Origin of the sequence: Bradyrhizobium sp. 172, from assembly GCF_023101065.1 — a bacterium.
Lineage (GTDB): Bacteria > Pseudomonadota > Alphaproteobacteria > Rhizobiales > Xanthobacteraceae > Bradyrhizobium > Bradyrhizobium canariense_D.
In genome coordinates this window covers 627713-646552 of sequence record NZ_CP064701.1, presented here as the reverse complement: position 1 = coordinate 646552, position 18840 = coordinate 627713, and the positions used below count along the sequence as shown (strand labels likewise).

The following is an 18840-nucleotide window of genomic DNA, read 5'->3' as shown; positions in this document are numbered from 1 at the left end:
ACAATTTTTAAAGGTTACGGCTTTTAAAGGCTACGTCGCGGGCTGGTAGTGTGCCAGCCGCTCCGGATCGGCATCCGGAACGGAGACCGTCTGCGCCCTGATCTGGCTGCCGATGACCAGTCCGGTGAGCGAGAGCATGAGCCCCAGCGCCAGCGGCGCGAACAAGGCCTCTTCCTGAAACAATCCATTCAGCAGCACGACCATGACGCCGAAGCCCGCGAGCCCCTGCGTCAGATATCCGGAGAACGCATAAAGACGCCAGGCCTTCAGCGCCACCGCGAAATGAAACGCCAGCGGAACGAGGGCGGCGATGCCCATCTGGTACAGCAGGACCCCGATCGCACTCTCGACGGCGCCGTTGGTCGTTCCGGCGGCCTGCGCGGCGCTCCAGTCGATCGAGAAATAATCGTCCGACAGATTTCCGCCGACGCCCAGGCCGCGGCCAAACGGCTTTTCGAGAAATCCGTTCAAGCCGCCCATGAGGCCGAGGACGTGATAGTCGCCGATCTGCAAGCCGACGCGGATCGCGACAATTGCAAACACGATCAAGGCCACGAAGCCGAGCCATAGCGTCACCACGGCGCCGAGCAGACGGGTCGATATCCAGGCCGTGGCGACGAACACCACCACGATGAGCGCTCCCTTCACGCTGCAAACGATCAGCAGCGGCAACGCCACGAGGGCCAGAACCGGACGCCCTACCGAAAACAGGAAAAGCCCGAAAAACGCGATCCCGTACGCGAAGCTGATCGGGTGCATATTCGGCCCGTGGATGCGGAGGATCTTCGACACGCCGAACCCTTCGAGCAGGGGCGTATTGAGAAAGTCGAAGCTGAAGCGATCCTTCAGATCGACCGGCACGTTGCCGGTGGCGCGCATCTCGGCTTCCCAAGCGCCGGAGCGGGCCGCCTTGAGCTCGTCGAAACCCCAGAACGTGTAGCCGTTGGTGACGGCCAGCCAGAAATCCCGAAACGCAAACTCGACGTATCCGCACAGGATCAGAATGACTCCAAGCGTCACCAGGAACGGCGTGGCGCGAACCTCATAGGTCGCGGCCGTCAGCAGCGAGAGCTGAAACAGGAACAGCGGCAGCACGATGTTGCGCAGATAGACCGTTGCCGCCTGGCCGTCCTGGACGAAGCCGATCGCGAAATACAACGACACCACGGCGAGGGTCACGACGCCCCAGCGCATGATCTGATTGACCTCAGTCGACCGGTTCCTTTGGCCGGCGACGTAGAGCCCAAATGTCGTCAGCCACATCACGGAGCAGACGAGAAAATTATAGCCTTTGATGAAGTCCAGGTCGGACGGCGCCGAAATCAGCGGCGACAGGATCGAGACGAACAGGTTCTGGAAGAACAGGACGAAGATCGCGATCGCCGGCGCGTAGGTTGGAGCCGCAACCACGATGGCGATGGCGACGAGAACTTCGACGGTCAGGGACAGGACCGGGCTCGCCCCGTGCAGGACCGGCACAAAGCCGATGGTTGCGATGGCGATGCAGAGCGTCGGGATCAGCTCGCGCCAAGGCGAACGTGAAGGCGAACGCGAAGGCTCGGGACAGCCCGCCTGCACGGCTTGAAGATGCGGTGAGGTCCCGCCACTCATGACTCGTCCTTTGGCGCAGCGCGGCGGCCACGATAGCGGCAGGATGCGTAAGGATTCGTTAACGATGACGGACCGGCTTCAGCGGCGGCCCGGCTTCGCGGCGCCGAACAGCGCGCGCATGACGTCGGGATCGGGCTTGCCGGTCCCGTTTTCGAGCAGGCCGAATCCCTGCGCCAGCTCCCAATGCGCCCAGCCCCAGCAATGCGCCCGCGCATATGCGGTCACGGCCGCGAGCCAGCGTACGCGGCTGTCCCGGGGCGCCGCGGCTTTCAACACGCCAAATTCGTTGATGATGATCGGCCGCGAAAATTGCTGCTGCCACGCGACCGCGGGCGCGAGCCAGCGGCTGACATCCGGCTTGTCCCTGGCGGCGGCAATCGCCGTGTCGAGCATGAGGAGCGCCTTCGTCGCGCCTCTGTCCTGCAAATCCCGGCGGAGCGCCTGAACCCCGGGATCGCCGGCGCTGATCGGATAACGCAGATCCGTGATGTCGTGCAGCGGATCCTGCACGTCCCAGTGGCCCTGGTGTGTGAACACCATGGGATCGTAGAAATGGATGGCGTAGACGACGTTTGGATCCGGCAACGGGCGAAACCGCGGCAGCGAGTCCGCGCGTTGCCAGTCGACCGGGCCGACGATCAGCGTGGTCGCGGGAAGCAATTGGCGAACGAAGGCGGCGAGCGTTTCGACCTGCTTTTGCCATCTGCCGGCTTCGATGTCGGGCTCATTGAGCAGCTCGGCGAACACGCGGTCGGCCGCGAACGATTGAATGACCCGGGCGAGCGTGCCCCACGCATCCTCCAGCTCGCGCAGCGAGGCGTCGGCGTCGTCCTTGTGCAGGCGATTGAAACGATCGCCGGGATGAAGATCGACGGAGATTGAATAGCCGAGCGAGATGAGCTGCTTCAATGCCTTGTCGAGCGCACGCAGCGTCTCATCGCGTTCCGCTTTCGAAGCGAAGCGCAGCATCACGCGCTCGGCCGGCACCGGCAAGCGGACATGACTCATCCCCGCCTTGCGAAGCTGCTGCAGCAATTCGCGAGTTGGAGGCGCGGATTTTTCGCCATTGATCCAGCCGTCGGCATTGAACCCGCGCGACAGTGCGGCGAGCCTGTGCGGCGCGACGGTCTGCGAGGCAGGTACGCAAGTTTCGGCCGATGTCGCGGAGGCGAGCGACGTTGGCATCAAGATCGTGGATAGCAAGATCGTGGCAAGGAGCAGACGACGGCACGGCGTCGCCATCGTCAAACCGCCCTGCTAAGCGCACCGCCGTCAGGGTGAGGCGCGGCAGAGCCGGCGGGCGCATGATTGACGACGAGACCGGTCGGCACGGTGTCGTACTTCGACAGCGCGGCGGTCACCCGTCGCATCGCCGCCGAACCGAGCTCGCCGGCGCGCACCACCGGGATGATCAGGTCCGCGTGCGCGGCGAGCGCGATCGCATCTGGCTGCAAGGCAAGATTGTTCGCATGGACGATGATCAGGTCGAACTCCGAGCGAATGTCGTCCTCCGGCCGCGCATCGGCCTTCCTGCCGGCGCTCAGCAGCTCGTCGATCGACTGGAGTCCTGCCGTGGTCGAGCCGTCCTGCCATTCGGTCACCGGCGGCTGGGCGCCCGCGAATTCCGGCTGCAGCCGGATCAGCACGCTCATCATGCCGCGATTGACGGCCGCGCGGTTGAGCGAGCGCGCAACGGTATTGCCGCCGGCGCTCTTGCCGACCGACAGCACGAGGGCGACCTTGCAGCCACGCACCGGGGCACGATCGATACGCTCGAGCAGCGGACGCAAGTAAGCGCCGAGATCGAGCTCGGCTGGGGCGGCAATCGGTCGTTGCCAGACAGTGTTGGGCGCAGCTCCCGACATCAGTTCGGGAATGCGGGACCAGACCGGAAGGTTCGGCATCGCCTCGGGTTGCTGCACGGCCGGAGCCGGACGCTTGGCTTGCCGCTTCGGCGTCTCCCTCGCCTCCGCACGCGTGGGCGTTCGAGCCGGAGCCTCGGCAGGATCGGACTTGTCGGACATGCTCGTCATCGCCGCAACCGTAGCGGTTGACGTCAGCAGCGAGCCGATCGCGAGCGCGGCGAGCAGCAGGGCGAGCGGCGGACGCGTCGAGCGCAGCGGCGGGATCGCGGGCGAAGCGATCTTGGTCTGCGAGCTCTGAAGCTGACGCTGCTCGTTGGTCGTCTTGAACCGCGACAAAAACTGCTCGTAGATGTTCTTGTTGGCATCGGCATCGCGCTGCAGCTCCTGCAGCTTCACGAGCGCCTGGCCGTCCACCAGCATCTGCGTCTCGACCGCCTTGAGCTGCTTTTCCAGCGCGGCCTGCTGCTCGAGCTGGGCCTCGTATTCGGACTTCGCGGTGTCGATGTTCTTCTTCCGCTCGACCTCGATCTGCCTGTTGATGTCAGCCAACTGGCTGTAGGAGATCGCAAGATCAGGATGGCGGTCGCCGTAGACCGCCTTCTTCTGTGCGATCTGGTCGTTCAGGGTCGAGCGCTGCGCGCGCAGCATGCTCAGGAGATCCTGCTTCACCGGACCTTCGACATTGGCCTTGAGATCGCGCTGCACCTGCTCGTAACGCGCCTTGGCTTCCTCGGTGCGCGCACGAGCCGCGGAGACCTGCTGGTTCAGGTCGGTCACCCGCAATTGCTGGGTGGTGGAATCCTTGCCGGCATTGAGGATCTTGTGCTCGAGCCGGAAGGCTGCGACGGCGTCTTCCGAGACGCGCAGGCGCTCGCTGAGCGTCTTCAGCCGGTCCTTGAGCCAGTCGGCCGCCTCGTCCGTCGCATCGCTGCGCACGCGGCTCTGGGTCGCGACGAACGCCTCTGCGATGGCATTGGCATAATACGCTGCCCGCTCCGCACTGTTCGAGGTGAACGAGATGGCGATGACGTAAGTCAGGCCGCGACGCGAGATATCGAGGCGGCTGCGGAGTTTTTCGAGCAGGCGCGTCATGTCGGTATGACCGCCTGCGATATCCTCGTCGTCGGCGATCTTGAGCTTCTCGATCAGGGGCCGGAGAAAGCCGTCCGATTTGGCGATCTCGATCTGGCTCTGAAGCGCAGCGGCGTCCTGGCCGATGCCAGGCAGCACGTCCTGGTCCGTGGTCACGCGCAGCTCGCGGGGATCGACCACGACGAGCGCCGTCGCGGCATAGCGGACCGGCAGCACCATCAGCACGGCGACGCCGAGCGCGAAGAGTGCCAGCGCCAGCATCAGGATGCGCCGGCCGTTCTCACGCAGAAAAGAGAACGCGCCGGTGAGGGTCAGCGATCCCTTGATCAGCGCGGGGGCGGTGTTGTCGGGGGTCGCCGCCGCAGCCCGCGGCGCTTCCCACGAAGCCGCGGGCTCCGTCGGGGCGATGCTTCGCGGAGATGCGCTTCTACCGAACGCCATGGGGTTGGACTCGAAATCAACTAACAGGCACAGCCTAGAGACTTGCTGCACCGTAAATATCCATGGTTAACCCGCGGTTACGGCTGCCGCGAAGCTCGGTAAACGATTCGTTAAGGAGACGACGCACGGCCCTGCGCGGAGAGGGGTTCCGTGCGTCCGGATACCGGGCGACACCGAATGCATAAAGTCCGCTATTGGTTGGCGCGGACGCTTGCGGAAGACTTTCTTGCGCTTCGACGACCCGGCGCGCCGGATCTCAAAACAAAGCGGCGTTGCCAGCCTGCCCGTAGATCATTGCGGCCACGAGAGAGAGCAGCAAGCCCGCGCCCGAAAAGATCACGAGGACTTTCAGAGTTTCGACATCAACGTTGGTTCTCGTCGCGCGGGATATCGCCTTTGCCAGTGCAGCCATCATCGCCAGCTCCGAACAGGCCGCGCGAAGGCGCGACCTGTTTTGTCTAGCGTCATTGGGCGCATTTGCGTGTGAAGCAGATTACAAGTGATGTTGCGTGCTGCACCTTACACCGCCGGCCGAGCGTGCCTGGATCTTACCATTCATAGAGCACCACGCTCTTGCCGGCGCAGCAGCGCGTGACGTGCCCCTCGCGTATCACGGGCGGTCGCGCGACCTACATCTTATGCGGGAAACAGCCGACTTGCTGCCACTTTGCGGTGCAGGCTCGCGGCCGGTATTATTCTCAACTGATTCTCGTCTGACGAGGTACGGATGTCGCGGCCGCTCATCGGCGCGGTCCCTGTCAGGCGGAAACGATCTTGGTGCCGAGGATGATTCGGCGTCGTCAGGGGAGGACAATTTGCCATGCCTGGGATGACTGGACTGCAGCTGGCCGGCGCTGTCGCCGCGGAGCGCCCCGGGACGGTCATCCTCCTGAGCACGGGATACGCAGAGATTCCCAGCAACGAACGATCCAGCCTGCCGCGTTTATCAAAGCCATTCGACCAGGCTGCGTTGGCGAAGGCAATCGAGGCGGCAATGCGCGAAGACGAGCCAAGCGGATCCATCGTCGCTTTTCGGCCGAAGAGCGCGTGAAAGCCGGATGATGAATGGCGCACCGTCTGGTGCGGTCCCGATTCGGAAGCGCCAATGGTCCATCAAATCCCGCCGGGAAGCTCAACGCCCGCTTCCGTCAGGTCACGGAGGAATTTCCGCACCAGGAGCATGTTAGTTCTCTGCAACTCGTGATTATTGCCGAACTTGAACTGGTTGGCTTCGGTTACGATCAGACCCTGGTCGGTCTCGCGGAAAATGCCTTGCTTCTTCAAGCGATCGGCGCGCCGCCGAACGGTTTCGATCGGCAGACCGAAAAAGCGGGACAGGGCGGCACGGGAAACGCCCTGCTTGATCTTGTCCGGCTCCACCGCCTGGATACTGCCAAATTGCCGGTCGAGTTCGGGGGTCTTCATGATCTTGAGAACGTTGGCGTTCAGGACCGCATGAATGATCATCAAGTCCAGCGGATCGAAATCGTAGTGGCGGAACATTTCGCTGGCTGCGCACAGCATGTAGGCCAACGAGTGGCGGGAGACGGTTCGGATCAAATCCGACGCGATGTCCTCGCCTTCAGTCGTACCAACCATCACCAGTCCCCGCTTCTACAGATGTCCGGTCCGACGCCCACAAGCCGGTTCTATGTATCCGTGGCGCACCACGCGTGAGGCAGGACCGGTCTGCTGTTCCCCCAATATGGGTATGGTTGCGGTTCAATCGGGTCAATAGCCGGCTTGTCGGCAATATCATTTTCACCGATACGGGATTGAGTGGCCGGGCGCGCAATTGGCGCGTGCCAACGGTGGTCGTGGGCCAAATGACATTCATCATCGAAGCTGTAAAAGACGACTGCCGCACCGTGGATTTCCGTGACAGCGCGATCGTTGCGGTGATCCTGGCCCGCAAGCATGCGGTGAATGGTTTTGTGGTGTCGATCACGGCTCCGGACGGGCAGCTTTTTTCCGCCGATCAGTTCAACCGTTTGCTGACGAGCAAGGGGCTTGGTTCGGATCCGGCGGCGCAAGATGTAGGGCGGCGCTAAAGCGGGCTTTGTCGGCGGTACGCAGAATCCCGAACAGTGCAATTGATTGTCATCGCGCCGAAACGGGTGCGCCGCCTGCGGACGAAACGAATGGATGCGGGAAATCGGCGTCGATCGCGTATTCGAAAATGGCGCGCCCGGAACGATTCGAACGTCCGACCCTCAGATTCGTAGTCTGATGCTCTATCCAGCTGAGCTACGGGCGCGTTTTTCGCTGACATTGCGGGCGTGGCCCGCAGGCAGCCCCCGGCGACGCCGGAGGGGTGCGAAAGAGCGCCCTGACTAACCGCTCTTGCCCCAATTGGCAAGGTCCGGATTGAGGTGATTTTGCTGGGAAATGACGGTTTCCGCACTCAGCCGCCGGCCGACCTACGCCCGCGCCCGCTCGTTGCGGACGGAGAGCAGTTCCACGGGGCGGTCGGGGATGACGATCCGGAAGGTGGCACCGATGGTGCCTTCGACCAGATGGATGTCGCCGCCATGGGCGCGGACCAGCTCGGCGGCGATGGCAAGGCCGAGGCCGCTGCCGCCGGGGCGGCCGGAGGTCTGGAACGCCTCGAACAGGTGTTCGCGAGTCTTCTGCGGCACGCCAGGGCCGGTATCGGAGACCTCGAGGATGGCGACCGCGCCCTCGCGTTTTCCCGTGATCCGGATCTGCTGCGCGCCGCCCTCGGCGGACGCATGGCTTTCCAGCGCTTGGGCGGCGTTGCGGACGAGGTTGAGCAGCACGCGGAAGAGCTGGTCGGGATCGGCATCGACCGCGAGCCCGCGCTCGATTGCGGCGACCCAGGAGATCGAGGCGTCGGAGGCAAGGCCAGCGGTCTCGCGCACCTCAAGCACCACCGGCTCGATCATGATCATGCGCCGGTCGGGCGCGGCTTCCTGGGCGCGGCCGTAAGACAAGGTCGACTGACAGAAGGCGATGGCGCGCTCGAGCGAGCGGACGAGTTTTGGCGCAAAGCGCTGCACCCGCGGATCCGGCACGCTGGCGAGCTGGTCCGACAGGAGTTGTGCCGAGGCCAGCAGATTGCGCAGGTCGTGATTGATCTTGGAGACGGCGAGGCCGAGGGCGGCGAGCCGGCTCTTCTGATGCAGCATCGACATCAGGTCGCGCTGCATGTCCGACAATTCACGCTCGGCAACGCCGATCTCGTCGCTGCGCTGGCTCGGCACGATGATCCCCGCCGAACTCTCGGGATTTTCGTGGAAGCCGACCAGGCTCGCGGTCAGCCGCCGCATCGGGCGCACGAAGAGATAATGCATGGCGAGATAGACGAGGCCCGCGGTCAACACAGCGATGATCAGCGCGACCACCACGACGTTGCGGGAGAAGCGGTACATCGACTGCCGCAGCGGCAGCTCGTCGGTGACGATCTCCATGAACTGGGCGTTGCCGACGCCGGGCCCGACGATCCGGATGGCCTGGTTGCCGGTCTCCAGCATCATCCGGAACGAGCCGGTGATCGCCTCCCACGCCGTCATGTCGCGTAGGTCGATGTCGTGCTCGATCGCGGCGGGCAGATTGTCGCTGGCGAGCAGACGGCGCTGCTGGCCCATCTTGATGGCGACGGCGCGCGCATTGATGCTTTTCAGGATCTCGCGCGAGAGCGAATCGGGGACCATGCCGAGCGGCGCCGCATCGAGCACCAGCGCCGCCGTGTTGGCCGCGGCGACGCGGTCGTTGAGCCGGTTGACCCAGAAGTTGGCGATGGCCGGCACGTAGAGCAGGATGGCCGCGATCATCACCAGGGGGACGGTGAGCAGCAGCAGCTTGCCGGACAGCCCAAGTCCGCGCGTCCCACGCGGCAGCGCCGCCGGCGGGTCCCGCTGATCCCCATCCTGGATCGGCTGGAGGTCTGTCGCTGCCACGAAATTCGCCCTCGCTGCCTTTACCGGGTTGAAGATTTGGCTGGTGAAGGGTTTGGCGCGTACGAAGATGCGGCCCGCCCCCAGCGCGGTCAAATTACAGATCGTCAATCTGCCAAGGTCGGATGTAAGCGCAGATTTGGCGAGTCGCTACCTCAAGGGTTAAAAACCCCGCACAAACAGCGATATTCGCCGGAATTGAGCTCTTGTGCGGCGTTGACGAAAAGAAGGCGCTCGCTTATAAGCCGCGCAATTGTCCGCGATGACCCGGTGTGACCGCCGGGAGCGGCTCTCTTGGGGCCGAAAAAGGCCCGTTTTGGGCAGCATCTTCCGGACTTTATCATCAATTCTACAGGCAAATTGCCCGGTCAGCGGAGAAAAACCCGTGAAGCGGACTTATCAACCCAGCAAACTGGTGCGCAAGCGCCGTCACGGCTTCCGTGCCCGTCTCGCCACGGCCGGCGGCCGAAAGGTGCTCGCCGCCCGCCGCGCTCGCGGCCGCAAGCGTCTGAGCGCCTGAGCCGGACCCCCTTTTTGGGATTTCATCATGGATCGGCTGAGGCAGCGAGCGGATTTCCTCGCCGTTGCCAATGGCGCGCGGGTGAATAGCCCCGCGTTCGTCCTGCAAAGCCGCGGTCGCGACGATAGCGGCCCAATCCGGATCGGCTTCACCGTCACCAAAAAGAACGGCAACGCCCCCGAGCGCAATCGCATCCGGCGCCGGCTTCGCGAACTGGTGAAGCGGCTCGATCCGGTGTCGATGCAGCCCCATCATGATTATGTGCTGGTCGGCCGAAGGGACGCGCTCTCGCGCGGCTTCGCCACCATGCTCGACGATCTGCGCATAGCGTTCGCGAAGCCCGCGCGGCATACGCACAAGGGACGCGGCTCAAAAAGCAGCCCAACAACCGACGGCTTAAAGCCCGGCCCCGCTCCTGCGACCAGCCGCAAACCGGATTGATGACGAGAGAATGATGACCGACAACCGCAATACCATCCTCGCCGTCATTCTGTCGGGCTTCGTGCTGATCGCCTGGCAATATTTCTACAACATGCCGGCGATGGAGAAGCAGCGCGCCCAGCAACAGGCGCAGGCCGAGCTGCAGAAGACCACGCCGCAGCCGACGGCTTCCGCTACGCCGGGCGCCACGCCGCAGGCCGGCAGCACGGCCCAGCCGTCGACGCCGAGCGCGAACCAGCAAGCCCAGCCGGTTCAAAGCCGTGACACCGCCATTGCTGCCAGCCCGCGCGTGAAGATCGAGACGCCGCGGATCGCCGGCAGCATCTCGCTGAAGGGCGGACGCATCGACGATGTCGCGCTGGTGCAATTCCGCGAAACGGTCGATCCGAAGTCACCGCCGATTATTCTGTATTCGCCCTCGGGGACCGCGGAGCCGTATTACGCCGAGTTCGGCTGGGTACCGGCGACGGGCGTGACGGCGAAACTGCCGGACGCGCAGACCGTCTGGCAGCAGGACGGCAGCGGCAGCCTGACGCCGACGACCCCGGTGCTGCTGAAATGGGACAATGGCGAGGGCCTCAACTTCCGTCGCACCATCTCGGTCGACGACCACTACCTCTTTACCGTCAAGGACGAGGTGAGCAATGTCGGCAACGCGCCGGTCACGCTCTATCCGTTCGCACTGATCTCGCGCCACGGCACGCCGCAGGTCTCCGGCTACTACATCCTGCATGAAGGCCTGATCGGCTATCTCGATGGCTTGCAGGAATACGCCTACAAGAAAATCGACGAAGCCAGGACGGTGAACTTCAAGGCCACCAATGGCTGGCTCGGCATGACCGACAAATACTGGGCCTCGGCGCTGCTGCCGGACACCAGTGCGCAGATTCAGGCGCGCTTCTCGTCGAATCCGAGTGGCAACGTCCACACCTACCAGACCGATTATCTGCTCGATCCGGTCACCGTCGCGATCGGCGGCTCCGCGACCGCGAACGCGCGGCTGTTCGCCGGCGCCAAGGAAGCCAGCGTTGTCGGCATCAACTTCCCGCTCGCCGGCCATGGCGGCTACAACAAGGAACTCGGCCTCAACCATTTCGATCTGTTGATCGACTGGGGCTGGTTCTACTTCATCACCAAGCCGATGTTCCTCGGCCTCGACTTCTTCTACCGCTTCTTCGGCAATTTCGGCATCTCGATCCTGCTCGTGACCGTGATCGTGAAGCTCCTGTTCTTCCCGCTGGCGAACAAGTCCTACGCCTCGATGGCGAAGATGAAGTCGGTCCAACCGCAGCTTCAGGCGCTGAAGGAGCGCTACCCTGACGACAAGGTGAAGCAGCAGCAGGAGATGATGGAGATCTACCGCAAGGAGAAGATCAATCCGGTCGCCGGCTGTCTTCCCGTGGTGATCCAGATCCCGGTGTTCTTCTCGCTGTACAAGGTGCTGTTCGTCACCATCGAGATGCGGCACGCGCCGTTCTTCGGCTGGATCAAGGATCTTTCCGCGCCGGACCCGACCAACCTGTTCACTCTGTTCGGGCTGATCCCGTTCGATCCGACCACCATTCCCGTGTTCGGCCACTACCTCGCGCTCGGCATCTGGCCGATCATCATGGGCATCACGATGTGGTTCCAGATGAAGCTGAATCCGACGCCGCCGGATCCGACGCAGCAGATGATCTTCAACTGGATGCCGCTGATCTTCACCTTCATGCTGGCGGGCTTCCCGGCGGGCCTCGTGATCTACTGGGCCTGGAACAACACGCTCTCGGTGCTTCAGCAGAGCTTCATCATGCGCCGCAACGGCGTGAAGGTGGAGCTGTTCGACAATCTCAAGGCGACGTTCGCGAAGAAGGCGACGTAGCGGTCGTCATTGCGAGGCAAAGCGACGAAGCAATCCAGAGTCCCTTCGCGGATGCATTTTTGGATTACTTCGCTTCGCTCGCAATGACGCGGACAAACAGAAAGCCTTCGCATGACCGACGACAAAGATGCGAAGCTGATCGAGGTCGGGCGAAAGCTGTTCACGCGCGACTGGCAGTTCATCTGGGCCTCGCCCTCGACTGAAACGCTGCCGCCGATGGCGGGGCTGGAGATCGCTTTTGCCGGCCGCTCCAATGTCGGCAAGTCCAGCCTGATCAACGCGCTGACCGGCCGCAACGCGCTCGCGCGCACCTCGCATACGCCGGGCCGCACCCAGGAGCTGATCTTCTTCGAGGTCCCCGGGAAAAGTGACCTGCGCCTGGTCGACATGCCCGGCTATGGCTATGCCAAGGCACCGAAGAGCCAGGTCGCGTCCTGGACCGAGCTGATCCACAAATTCCTGCTCGGACGCGCGAGCCTCGCGCGCGTCTACGTGCTGGTCGACGCGCGGCACGGCCTCAAGGACGTCGATCTCGAAGTCCTGAAGACACTCGATCGCTCCGCGGTCAGCTACCAGCTGGTTCTGACCAAGGCCGACCAGATCAAGGCCGCCGAGCTTCAATCGCGCATCGTCGAGACCGAGGCCGCGCTCGCCAAGCGTCCGGCCGCGTTCCCGAACGTGCTCGCGACCTCGTCGCGGAGCGCAACCGGCATGGCCGAGCTGCGCGCCGCGATCGCCAAGCTGCTGGAAGAGCGCACCTCGTAATGGCGGCGTTCCGCCTGTTGATCGGGCTTGCCGGTATGATGGGCGCCGCCGGCGTCGCGCTGGCCGCCGCTTCCGCGCATGGCGGCGATGCGAGCCGGCTCGCCGCCGCAAGCGCCATGCTGCTGTTTCATGCAACCGCCATACTCGCGACCGTCGCCCTGCTCGGGCGCGGCCTTCTGCACGGCGGAATTGGCATCATCGCCGCGTCCGGCTTCGCAGCCGGCGCCGCGCTGTTCGCGGGCGACCTCACCTTGCGGCAATATGCCGGCCATTCGCTGTTTCCATATGCGGCGCCGACGGGTGGATCGGTGATGATCTTGAGCTGGCTGGCAGTGACGCTCGCGGCGGTGGTGGGAAAGAAATAGTGGCTCTTTGTTCCTTCTCCCCTTGCGGGAGAAGATGGCGCGAAGCGCCGGATGAGGGGTTCTCTCCACGAACTCACTATTGCGCGCGCGGAGAGAACCCCTCACCCGTCTCGCCGCTATCGCGGCGATCCACCCTCTCCCGCAAGGGGAGAGGGGAAGAACATCACTTTGCGCCCCGCCCGCCAATCGGATAGAACGCGGCCCGAGTATCCCGCCAGCGAGATCCGCCTCATGACCGAAATCTCCCCGCTCGACCAGGCCCGCATCCTGTCCGAAGCGCTGCCGCACATGCAGCAGTATGACGAGGAAACCATCGTCATCAAGTATGGCGGCCATGCCATGGGGGACGAGGAGACCGCGAAGAATTTTGCCCGCGACATCGTGCTGCTCGAGCAGACCGCGATCAATCCGGTGGTGGTGCATGGCGGCGGCCCGCAGATCGCGACCATGCTCAAGCGCCTCGGCATCGTCTCGGAATTCGCAGCCGGCCTGCGCATCACCGATGCCGCCACCATCGAGATCGTCGAGATGGTGCTCGCCGGCTCCGTCAACAAGCAGATCGTCGGCTACATCAACGAGGCCGGCGGCAAGGCCGTGGGGCTCTCTGGCAAGGACGCCAATATGGTGAAGGCGTCCAAGACGACGCGCACCATCATGGATCCGGACTCGCACATCGAGAAGGCGGTCGATCTCGGCTTCGTCGGCGATCCCGAGAAAGTCGATCTCACGCTGCTCAACCAGCTGATCGGCTACGAGCTGATCCCCGTGCTCGCGCCGCTCGCGACCTCGAAAGAGGGGCAGACGCTGAACGTCAACGCCGACACTTTCGCAGGTGCCGTGGCCGGCGCGCTGAAGGCAAAGCGGCTGCTGCTGCTCACCGACGTGCCGGGCGTGCTCGACAAGTCCAAGAAGCTGATCCCGCAGCTCTCGGTCAAGGACGCGCGAAAGCTGATCGCGGACGGCACCATATCGGGCGGCATGATCCCGAAGGTCGAGACCTGCATCTACGCGCTCGAACAGGGCGTGGAGGGCGTCGTCATCATCGACGGCAAGATGCAGCACGCGGTGCTGCTCGAGCTCTTCACCAATACCGGCACGGGCACGCTGATCCACAAGTGAGAGAAGAGCGGACAGGAACAGTGCTGGGAGAGCGGCGGCCTCGCCGCTCCGTCCTGACGCGCTTCCTGATGACGCTCCCTGCCGCAGCCATCTCGTTCGTGTTCTCCTCCGCACCGGCCTTCGCCGACCTGAAAATCTGCAACCGCATGTCCTATGTCGTCGAGGCCGCGATCGGCATCGACGACAAGGCGGCGACCGCGACGCGCGGCTGGTTCAGGATCGACCCCGCCACCTGCCGCGTGGTGGTGCAGGGCACGCTCTCCGCCGACCGCATCCTGCTCAACGCCCGCGCGCTCGGCGTCTACGGCGCATCCCCGATCCCGCAGAACGGCAGCGACACGCTGTGCGTCGCGCAGGACAATTTCGTCATCGCGGCAGCGCGGCAGTGCCGCAGCGGCCAGACCCAAGCCGCCTTCACCCAGATCACCCCGACCCAAGGCGCGGACGGCAATTTCGTCGCCTATCTCGCCGAGGACTCCGAGTATGACGACGAGCAGGCCCGCCTCGCCGGCATCCAGCGGCTTTTGGTGATCGCAGGTTACGACGCCGCGCCGATCGACGGCGTCGACGGGCCGAAGACGCAAGGCGCGCTGGCCGCTTTCCTGAAGAGCCGCGGATTGTCGTCCGACATCCTGTCGTCGCCGAACTTCTTCAAGACCATGGTCGATGCCGTGCAGACGCCGTCTGCGACAGGCCTCACCTGGTGCAACGACACCGCGCACAAGGTGATGGCGGCGGTCGCCACCGACGACGGCAAATCGGTGACGAGCCGTGGCTGGTATCGCATCGACCCCAAGACCTGCCTGCACCCTGATGTGAGCGGCCAGCCGAAGCAGATATTCAGCTTCGCGGAAGCCATCGACGCCGATAACCGAATCGTCAAGCTGAAGGACAAGCCGCTGAACTGGGGCGGCGACAAGCAGCTTTGCACGCGCGAGACCAAGTTCGAGACCAACGAGCAGACCGACTGCGGCGCGCGCGGTTTCGCGGCCACGGGCTTTAGCGCGGTGGACATGTCGAGCGGCGGCAAGACGCTGCGGTTTGCAATGCCGTGACGGGTGCTGTTGTGATGGTACGGGTGCCACGCACGCCGCTGTCGTCCTGGCGAAAGCCAGGACCCATTACCCCAGGATTGGATTTGGCGAAGAACGACGACCGCAGTGTCCCAATGATCGGTCACGGCGTATGGGTCCTGGCTTTCGCCAGGACGACGATTGAGGGTGGGGCGCCGCCGCGGTCAACGGATAGAGAGTGAAAATGACCTCCTCCCGCGCCTTTGCCCATATCGACACCTGGGTGTTCGACCTCGACAACACGCTCTATCCGCACCACGTCAATCTGTGGCAGCAGGTCGATGCGCGGATCACCGAGTTCGTTTGCAACTGGCTCAATCTGACACCGGTGGAAGCGCGCAAGATCCAGAAGGATTATTACCAGCGCTTCGGCACCACCATGCGTGGCATGATGACCCTGCATGGTGTACGCGCCGACGACTATCTCGCCTATGTCCACAAGATCGACCATTCCCCGCTGGAGCCGAACCCGGCCCTGGGCGAGGCCATTGCAAAACTGCCGGGACGAAAGCTGATCCTGACCAACGGCTCGGTCGATCATGTCGATGCGGTGCTGGCGCGACTCGGCTTTGCCACGCATTTCGACGGCGTGTTCGACATCATCGCCGCCGAATTCGAGCCGAAGCCGGCGCCACAGACCTACCGGAAGTTTCTCGCCGACCATTCGGTCGATCCGACCCGCGCAGCGATGTTCGAGGACCTCGCCCGCAACCTCACCGTTCCGCACGAGCTCGGCATGACCACGATACTCGTGGTGTCGGACGGCACCAAGCAAGTGGTGCGTGAAGATTGGGAACTGGCGGGCCGTGATGCGGCCCATGTCGACCACGTCACCGACGATCTGACTGGGTTTCTGCAGTCGCTCGCGATCGGCTGACCCCCGCAGCAACGCAGGAGCGACCGTGCCTCAGAAGCCGACAGACTTGGCTGCGATCGAATGGGAAGACCTGCGCTACTTCCTGCACCTGGCTCGCGAAAAAAGCCTCTCGGGTGCCGCACGAAAGCTGGGCACCACGCAACCGACAATGAGCCGGCGCCTCGAACTGTTCGAAAGCAAGCTCGGTGCGATCCTGTTCGACCGCCTTCCGTCCGGCCTTCGGCTCTCCGACACCGGACGGCAGATTCTCGATTATGCCGAGAGGATGGAGGACGCAGCACTGGCGGCGCAGCGGATCGCAGTCGGCAGCAGCGCTGGACTGACCGGAACGGTGCGCGTGACCTCGCCCGAATGGCTCGGGGCACGGATCCTCTCGCCTTTGCTGGCGAAGTTCTGCGCGGCGCATCCGACCGTCACCGTCGAGCTGGTTACTGACGCCGAGGCCCTGAGCCTCACGTGGCGGGAGATAGATGTCGCCCTACGCTTCGGGCGCTTCCAGCAGGACGGACTGATGCAGCGGAAGATCGGCAGCATTCCGTTCCAGCTTTATGCTGCTGCTGCCTATCTCAAGGCAAAGGGACCGCCCGATTTTTCGGACGGTGGCGCCGACGCTGCGCTCATTACAATGAACGCGGCGCTCGCCGAAAGCGTTGCGGAGACGAAGTGGCTGCGTCGCTATTTGCCGCAGGCACATGTTGGATTCTGCAGCAATAGCCGCGATGGTCAGGCCGCTGCGGCCGCCGCCGGCGCGGGGCTGGTTTGCTTGCCGACTCGGCTGGCCTCGGCCTATCCCGCGCTTCGTTCGATCAAGACGCCGGCGCCCGTCCCGAGCCGCGAGCTGTGGCTGGGATTTCATCGCGACACCGGCAAGGTCCGGCGGGTTCGCGCCGTGGTGGACTTCATCGCGGGAGAATTCCGTCAATTCGCCTGACGCTTCGGCAAGCTGTATAGCGGCCATACGCCCATAGCTGATGGCTCCCGCGAGACCGCACGTCTATCTCTCGAGCTCGGCAACAACCCGCCGTTCGAGGAGAGAGACAATGATGATGGATTGGAGCGCCTATCGGAGCGACTTGCTGGCGCGGATCGGCGACATTGGTGCCCTAAGCCCGGCGACGCTGAAGGGCTATCGCGAACTTGGCGCGGCTGGCCCCCAGACAGGAAAGCTGGACGGAAAGACGCGCGAGTTGATCGCGCTGGCGGCGGCCGTGACCGCCCGCTGCGACGGGTGTATTGCGGTTCACGCCGCCGCCGCCGCACGTTTCGGCGCGAGCCGTGAGGAGCTCGCCGAGGCCCTCGGCGTGGCGATTGCGATCGGTGCGGGGGCGTCGTTGGTCTACTCGGCACGGACGCTCGAAGCGTTCGATGCGAGCCGGGCACCGAAGCCGGGCGAAGGCTGATCCGATGACGCAAACACCGCAACCTGTGGCCTTCTCCGGATGCGGTTCGGCCGCAAGCTCGTTTCAACGGTCGGTCACCTCTTCGTTGACCGTCGAAGAGGTGGTCACCCGCTTGAAGCAGGGAATCATTGCGGCAGACCTCTGGATCCTGCACGAGATCGACCCGCAAATGCTGCTCAGTCGTGGCGGCTTCGCCATCGGCCCCGCGCGTCAGGTCCTGTTTTTCCACCCACGCCTGATGTCGCGGCTGCTGACCGCCGATAGCGCGGCGCTGCTCGAGGCCCCCCTGAAGTTCGCCGTGATCGGCTTTCCAGACGGTCAAGCCGAACTGCGATGGCTTGATCCGGCTATGGCCTTCGCGCGCTACCGTTCACCGGCATTGACCGAACTCGGAAATGAGCTCGCCGGCCTCTGCGAGGGTATCGTGAACGGCATCGATCTCGCGGGCACATCAAAATAGCCGCCGGCCATGTCCCGGGCGCGTCCGAACGCGCCGGGACATGGCCGACTGCGTTCTTGACTCTCTCGCTCCAAGTCCCGAAAAAGCGATCCAAATTCCCCGCAAATGCTGCTCAAGGATCGCCAAATGTCCCTGTCCGTCCTCGAATCCACCATCAACGGCGCCTTCGAGGCGCGCGACGGCGTCTCGACCTCGACCAGGGGCGAGGTCCGCGAGGCCGTGGATCACGCGCTGGAGATTCTGGACAAGGGTGAGGCCCGCGTTGCCGAGCGCGGGGCCGACGGCAAGTGGAAGGTCAATCAATGGCTGAAGAAGGCGGTGCTGCTCTCGTTCCGCCTCAACGACATGGGCGCCATTTCCGGCGGCCCCGGCAAGGCGGCCTGGTGGGACAAGGTGCCCTCGAAGTTCGACGGCTGGGGCGAGAACCGCTTTCGGGATGCCGGTTTCCGTGCCGTCCCCGGCTCCATCGTGCGCCGCTCCGCCTTCATCGCCCGCAACGTCGTGCTGATGCCGTCCTTCGTCAATCTCGGCGCCTACGTCGATGAATCCACCATGATCGACACCTGGTCGACCGTCGGCTCCTGCGCGCAGATCGGCAAGCGCGTGCACATCTCCGGCGGCGTCGGCATCGGCGGCGTGCTCGAGCCGCTGCAGGCCGAGCCCGTGATCATCGAGGACGATTGCTTTATCGGCGCGCGCTCCGAGGTCGCCGAGGGCGTGATCGTGCGCAAGGGCGCGGTGCTGTCGATGGGCGTGTTCCTGGGGGCGTCGACCAAGATCGTCGATCGCGAGACCGGCGAGATCTTCATCGGCGAGGTGCCGGAATATTCGGTCGTCGTTCCCGGCGCGCTGCCCGGCAAGCCCATGAAGAACGGCCAGATCGGCCCGAGCACCGCCTGCGCCGTCATCGTCAAGCGCGTCGACGAGCGCACGCGCTCCAAAACCAGCATCAACGAGCTGCTGCGGGATTGATTCGCGGCACCAGCTGCCGTACGACACCGAGGGTCCATCGAACCCGCCCTCCCCCCATCGC

General features: G+C 64.0%; 19 protein-coding genes and 1 tRNA gene. 13 read left to right on the top strand and 7 right to left on the bottom strand.

Going from position 1 to position 18840, the window contains the following annotated elements:
* Positions 1-30: 30 nt before the first annotated feature.
* The 5 genes from IVB07_RS02960 to IVB07_RS02940 form a co-directional block, all read right to left on the bottom strand.
* Positions 31-1611 carry a hypothetical protein gene (locus tag IVB07_RS02960; RefSeq protein WP_018453044.1) on the bottom strand — a complete coding sequence of 527 codons (1581 nt, stop codon included), beginning with the start codon at positions 1609-1611 and terminating at the stop codon, positions 31-33.
* A 78-nt stretch (positions 1612-1689) separates the two neighbouring features.
* Positions 1690-2796 carry a cellulase family glycosylhydrolase gene (locus IVB07_RS02955; RefSeq protein ID WP_247767488.1) on the bottom strand — a complete coding sequence of 369 codons (1107 nt, stop codon included), beginning with the start codon at positions 2794-2796 and terminating at the stop codon, positions 1690-1692.
* A 59-nt stretch (positions 2797-2855) separates the two neighbouring features.
* Positions 2856-5009, bottom strand: a complete 2154-nt coding sequence (locus tag IVB07_RS02950; protein ID WP_018453042.1) for a GumC family protein — start codon at positions 5007-5009, stop codon at positions 2856-2858.
* Positions 5010-5265: 256 nt separating this feature from the next.
* Positions 5266-5424 (bottom strand): hypothetical protein, encoded by a 159-nt coding sequence (locus IVB07_RS02945; protein WP_018453041.1) that lies wholly within the window; start codon positions 5422-5424, stop codon positions 5266-5268.
* A 698-nt stretch (positions 5425-6122) separates the two neighbouring features.
* Complete coding sequence (locus tag IVB07_RS02940) at positions 6123-6569, bottom strand: hypothetical protein (RefSeq protein WP_247299217.1); 447 nt, start codon at positions 6567-6569, stop codon at positions 6123-6125.
* A 266-nt stretch (positions 6570-6835) separates the two neighbouring features.
* On the opposite strand from IVB07_RS02940, the gene IVB07_RS02935 reads away from it, so the two are divergent.
* On the top strand, positions 6836-7060 hold the full coding sequence (locus IVB07_RS02935) for a hypothetical protein (RefSeq protein WP_018453038.1): 225 nt from the start codon (positions 6836-6838) through the stop codon (positions 7058-7060).
* 129 nt (positions 7061-7189) lie between these two features.
* On the opposite strand, the gene IVB07_RS02930 is transcribed toward IVB07_RS02935, so the two are convergent.
* Both IVB07_RS02930 and IVB07_RS02925 read right to left on the bottom strand, forming a co-directional pair.
* Positions 7190-7266 (bottom strand) — tRNA-Arg (locus tag IVB07_RS02930).
* A 163-nt stretch (positions 7267-7429) separates the two neighbouring features.
* On the bottom strand, positions 7430-8929 hold the full coding sequence (locus tag IVB07_RS02925) for a HAMP domain-containing sensor histidine kinase (protein ID WP_026232446.1): 1500 nt from the start codon (positions 8927-8929) through the stop codon (positions 7430-7432).
* A gap of 382 nt (positions 8930-9311) precedes the next feature.
* Here IVB07_RS02925 and rpmH point away from each other — a divergent pair, with 382 nt between their 5' ends.
* The 12 genes from rpmH (at position 9312) to dapD (ending at position 18779) form a co-directional block, all read left to right on the top strand.
* Positions 9312-9446, top strand: a complete 135-nt coding sequence (gene rpmH / locus IVB07_RS02920; RefSeq protein WP_008542748.1) for a 50S ribosomal protein L34 — start codon at positions 9312-9314, stop codon at positions 9444-9446.
* Positions 9447-9473: 27 nt separating this feature from the next.
* Positions 9474-9887: a ribonuclease P protein component gene (gene rnpA / locus IVB07_RS02915; RefSeq protein WP_018453036.1), complete on the top strand. Its 414-nt coding sequence runs from the start codon at positions 9474-9476 to the stop codon at positions 9885-9887.
* A 13-nt stretch (positions 9888-9900) separates the two neighbouring features.
* A complete protein-coding gene (gene yidC, locus IVB07_RS02910; protein ID WP_026232445.1) occupies positions 9901-11748 on the top strand; it encodes a membrane protein insertase YidC in 1848 nt (615 codons plus the stop codon).
* A gap of 111 nt (positions 11749-11859) precedes the next feature.
* The gene (gene yihA, locus IVB07_RS02905) at positions 11860-12513 is read left to right on the top strand and encodes a ribosome biogenesis GTP-binding protein YihA/YsxC (RefSeq protein ID WP_018453034.1); all 654 of its coding nucleotides are present in this window, start codon (positions 11860-11862) and stop codon (positions 12511-12513) included.
* Positions 12513-12878 carry a DUF423 domain-containing protein gene (locus tag IVB07_RS02900; RefSeq protein ID WP_018453033.1) on the top strand — a complete coding sequence of 122 codons (366 nt, stop codon included), beginning with the start codon at positions 12513-12515 and terminating at the stop codon, positions 12876-12878. Before yihA ends, IVB07_RS02900 begins: the two co-directional genes overlap by 1 nt.
* 231 nt (positions 12879-13109) lie before the next feature.
* Positions 13110-13997 carry an acetylglutamate kinase gene (gene argB, locus IVB07_RS02895; RefSeq protein WP_007597683.1) on the top strand — a complete coding sequence of 296 codons (888 nt, stop codon included), beginning with the start codon at positions 13110-13112 and terminating at the stop codon, positions 13995-13997.
* Positions 13998-14065: 68 nt separating this feature from the next.
* Positions 14066-15052 (top strand): DUF1036 domain-containing protein, encoded by a 987-nt coding sequence (locus IVB07_RS02890; protein WP_018453032.1) that lies wholly within the window; start codon positions 14066-14068, stop codon positions 15050-15052.
* A 202-nt stretch (positions 15053-15254) separates the two neighbouring features.
* Complete coding sequence (locus tag IVB07_RS02885) at positions 15255-15947, top strand: pyrimidine 5'-nucleotidase (protein WP_018453031.1); 693 nt, start codon at positions 15255-15257, stop codon at positions 15945-15947.
* A 25-nt stretch (positions 15948-15972) separates the two neighbouring features.
* Complete coding sequence (locus tag IVB07_RS02880) at positions 15973-16878, top strand: LysR family transcriptional regulator (protein WP_018453030.1); 906 nt, start codon at positions 15973-15975, stop codon at positions 16876-16878.
* Between the two features lie 109 nt (positions 16879-16987).
* On the top strand, positions 16988-17347 hold the full coding sequence (locus IVB07_RS02875; RefSeq protein WP_018453029.1) for a carboxymuconolactone decarboxylase family protein: 360 nt from the start codon (positions 16988-16990) through the stop codon (positions 17345-17347).
* 4 nt (positions 17348-17351) lie between these two features.
* The gene (locus IVB07_RS02870; RefSeq protein WP_231189775.1) at positions 17352-17807 is read left to right on the top strand and encodes a DUF302 domain-containing protein; all 456 of its coding nucleotides are present in this window, start codon (positions 17352-17354) and stop codon (positions 17805-17807) included.
* Between the two features lie 126 nt (positions 17808-17933).
* On the top strand, positions 17934-18779 hold the full coding sequence (gene dapD, locus IVB07_RS02865; RefSeq protein ID WP_026232441.1) for a 2,3,4,5-tetrahydropyridine-2,6-dicarboxylate N-succinyltransferase: 846 nt from the start codon (positions 17934-17936) through the stop codon (positions 18777-18779).
* The last annotated feature ends 61 nt before the right edge of the window (positions 18780-18840 follow it).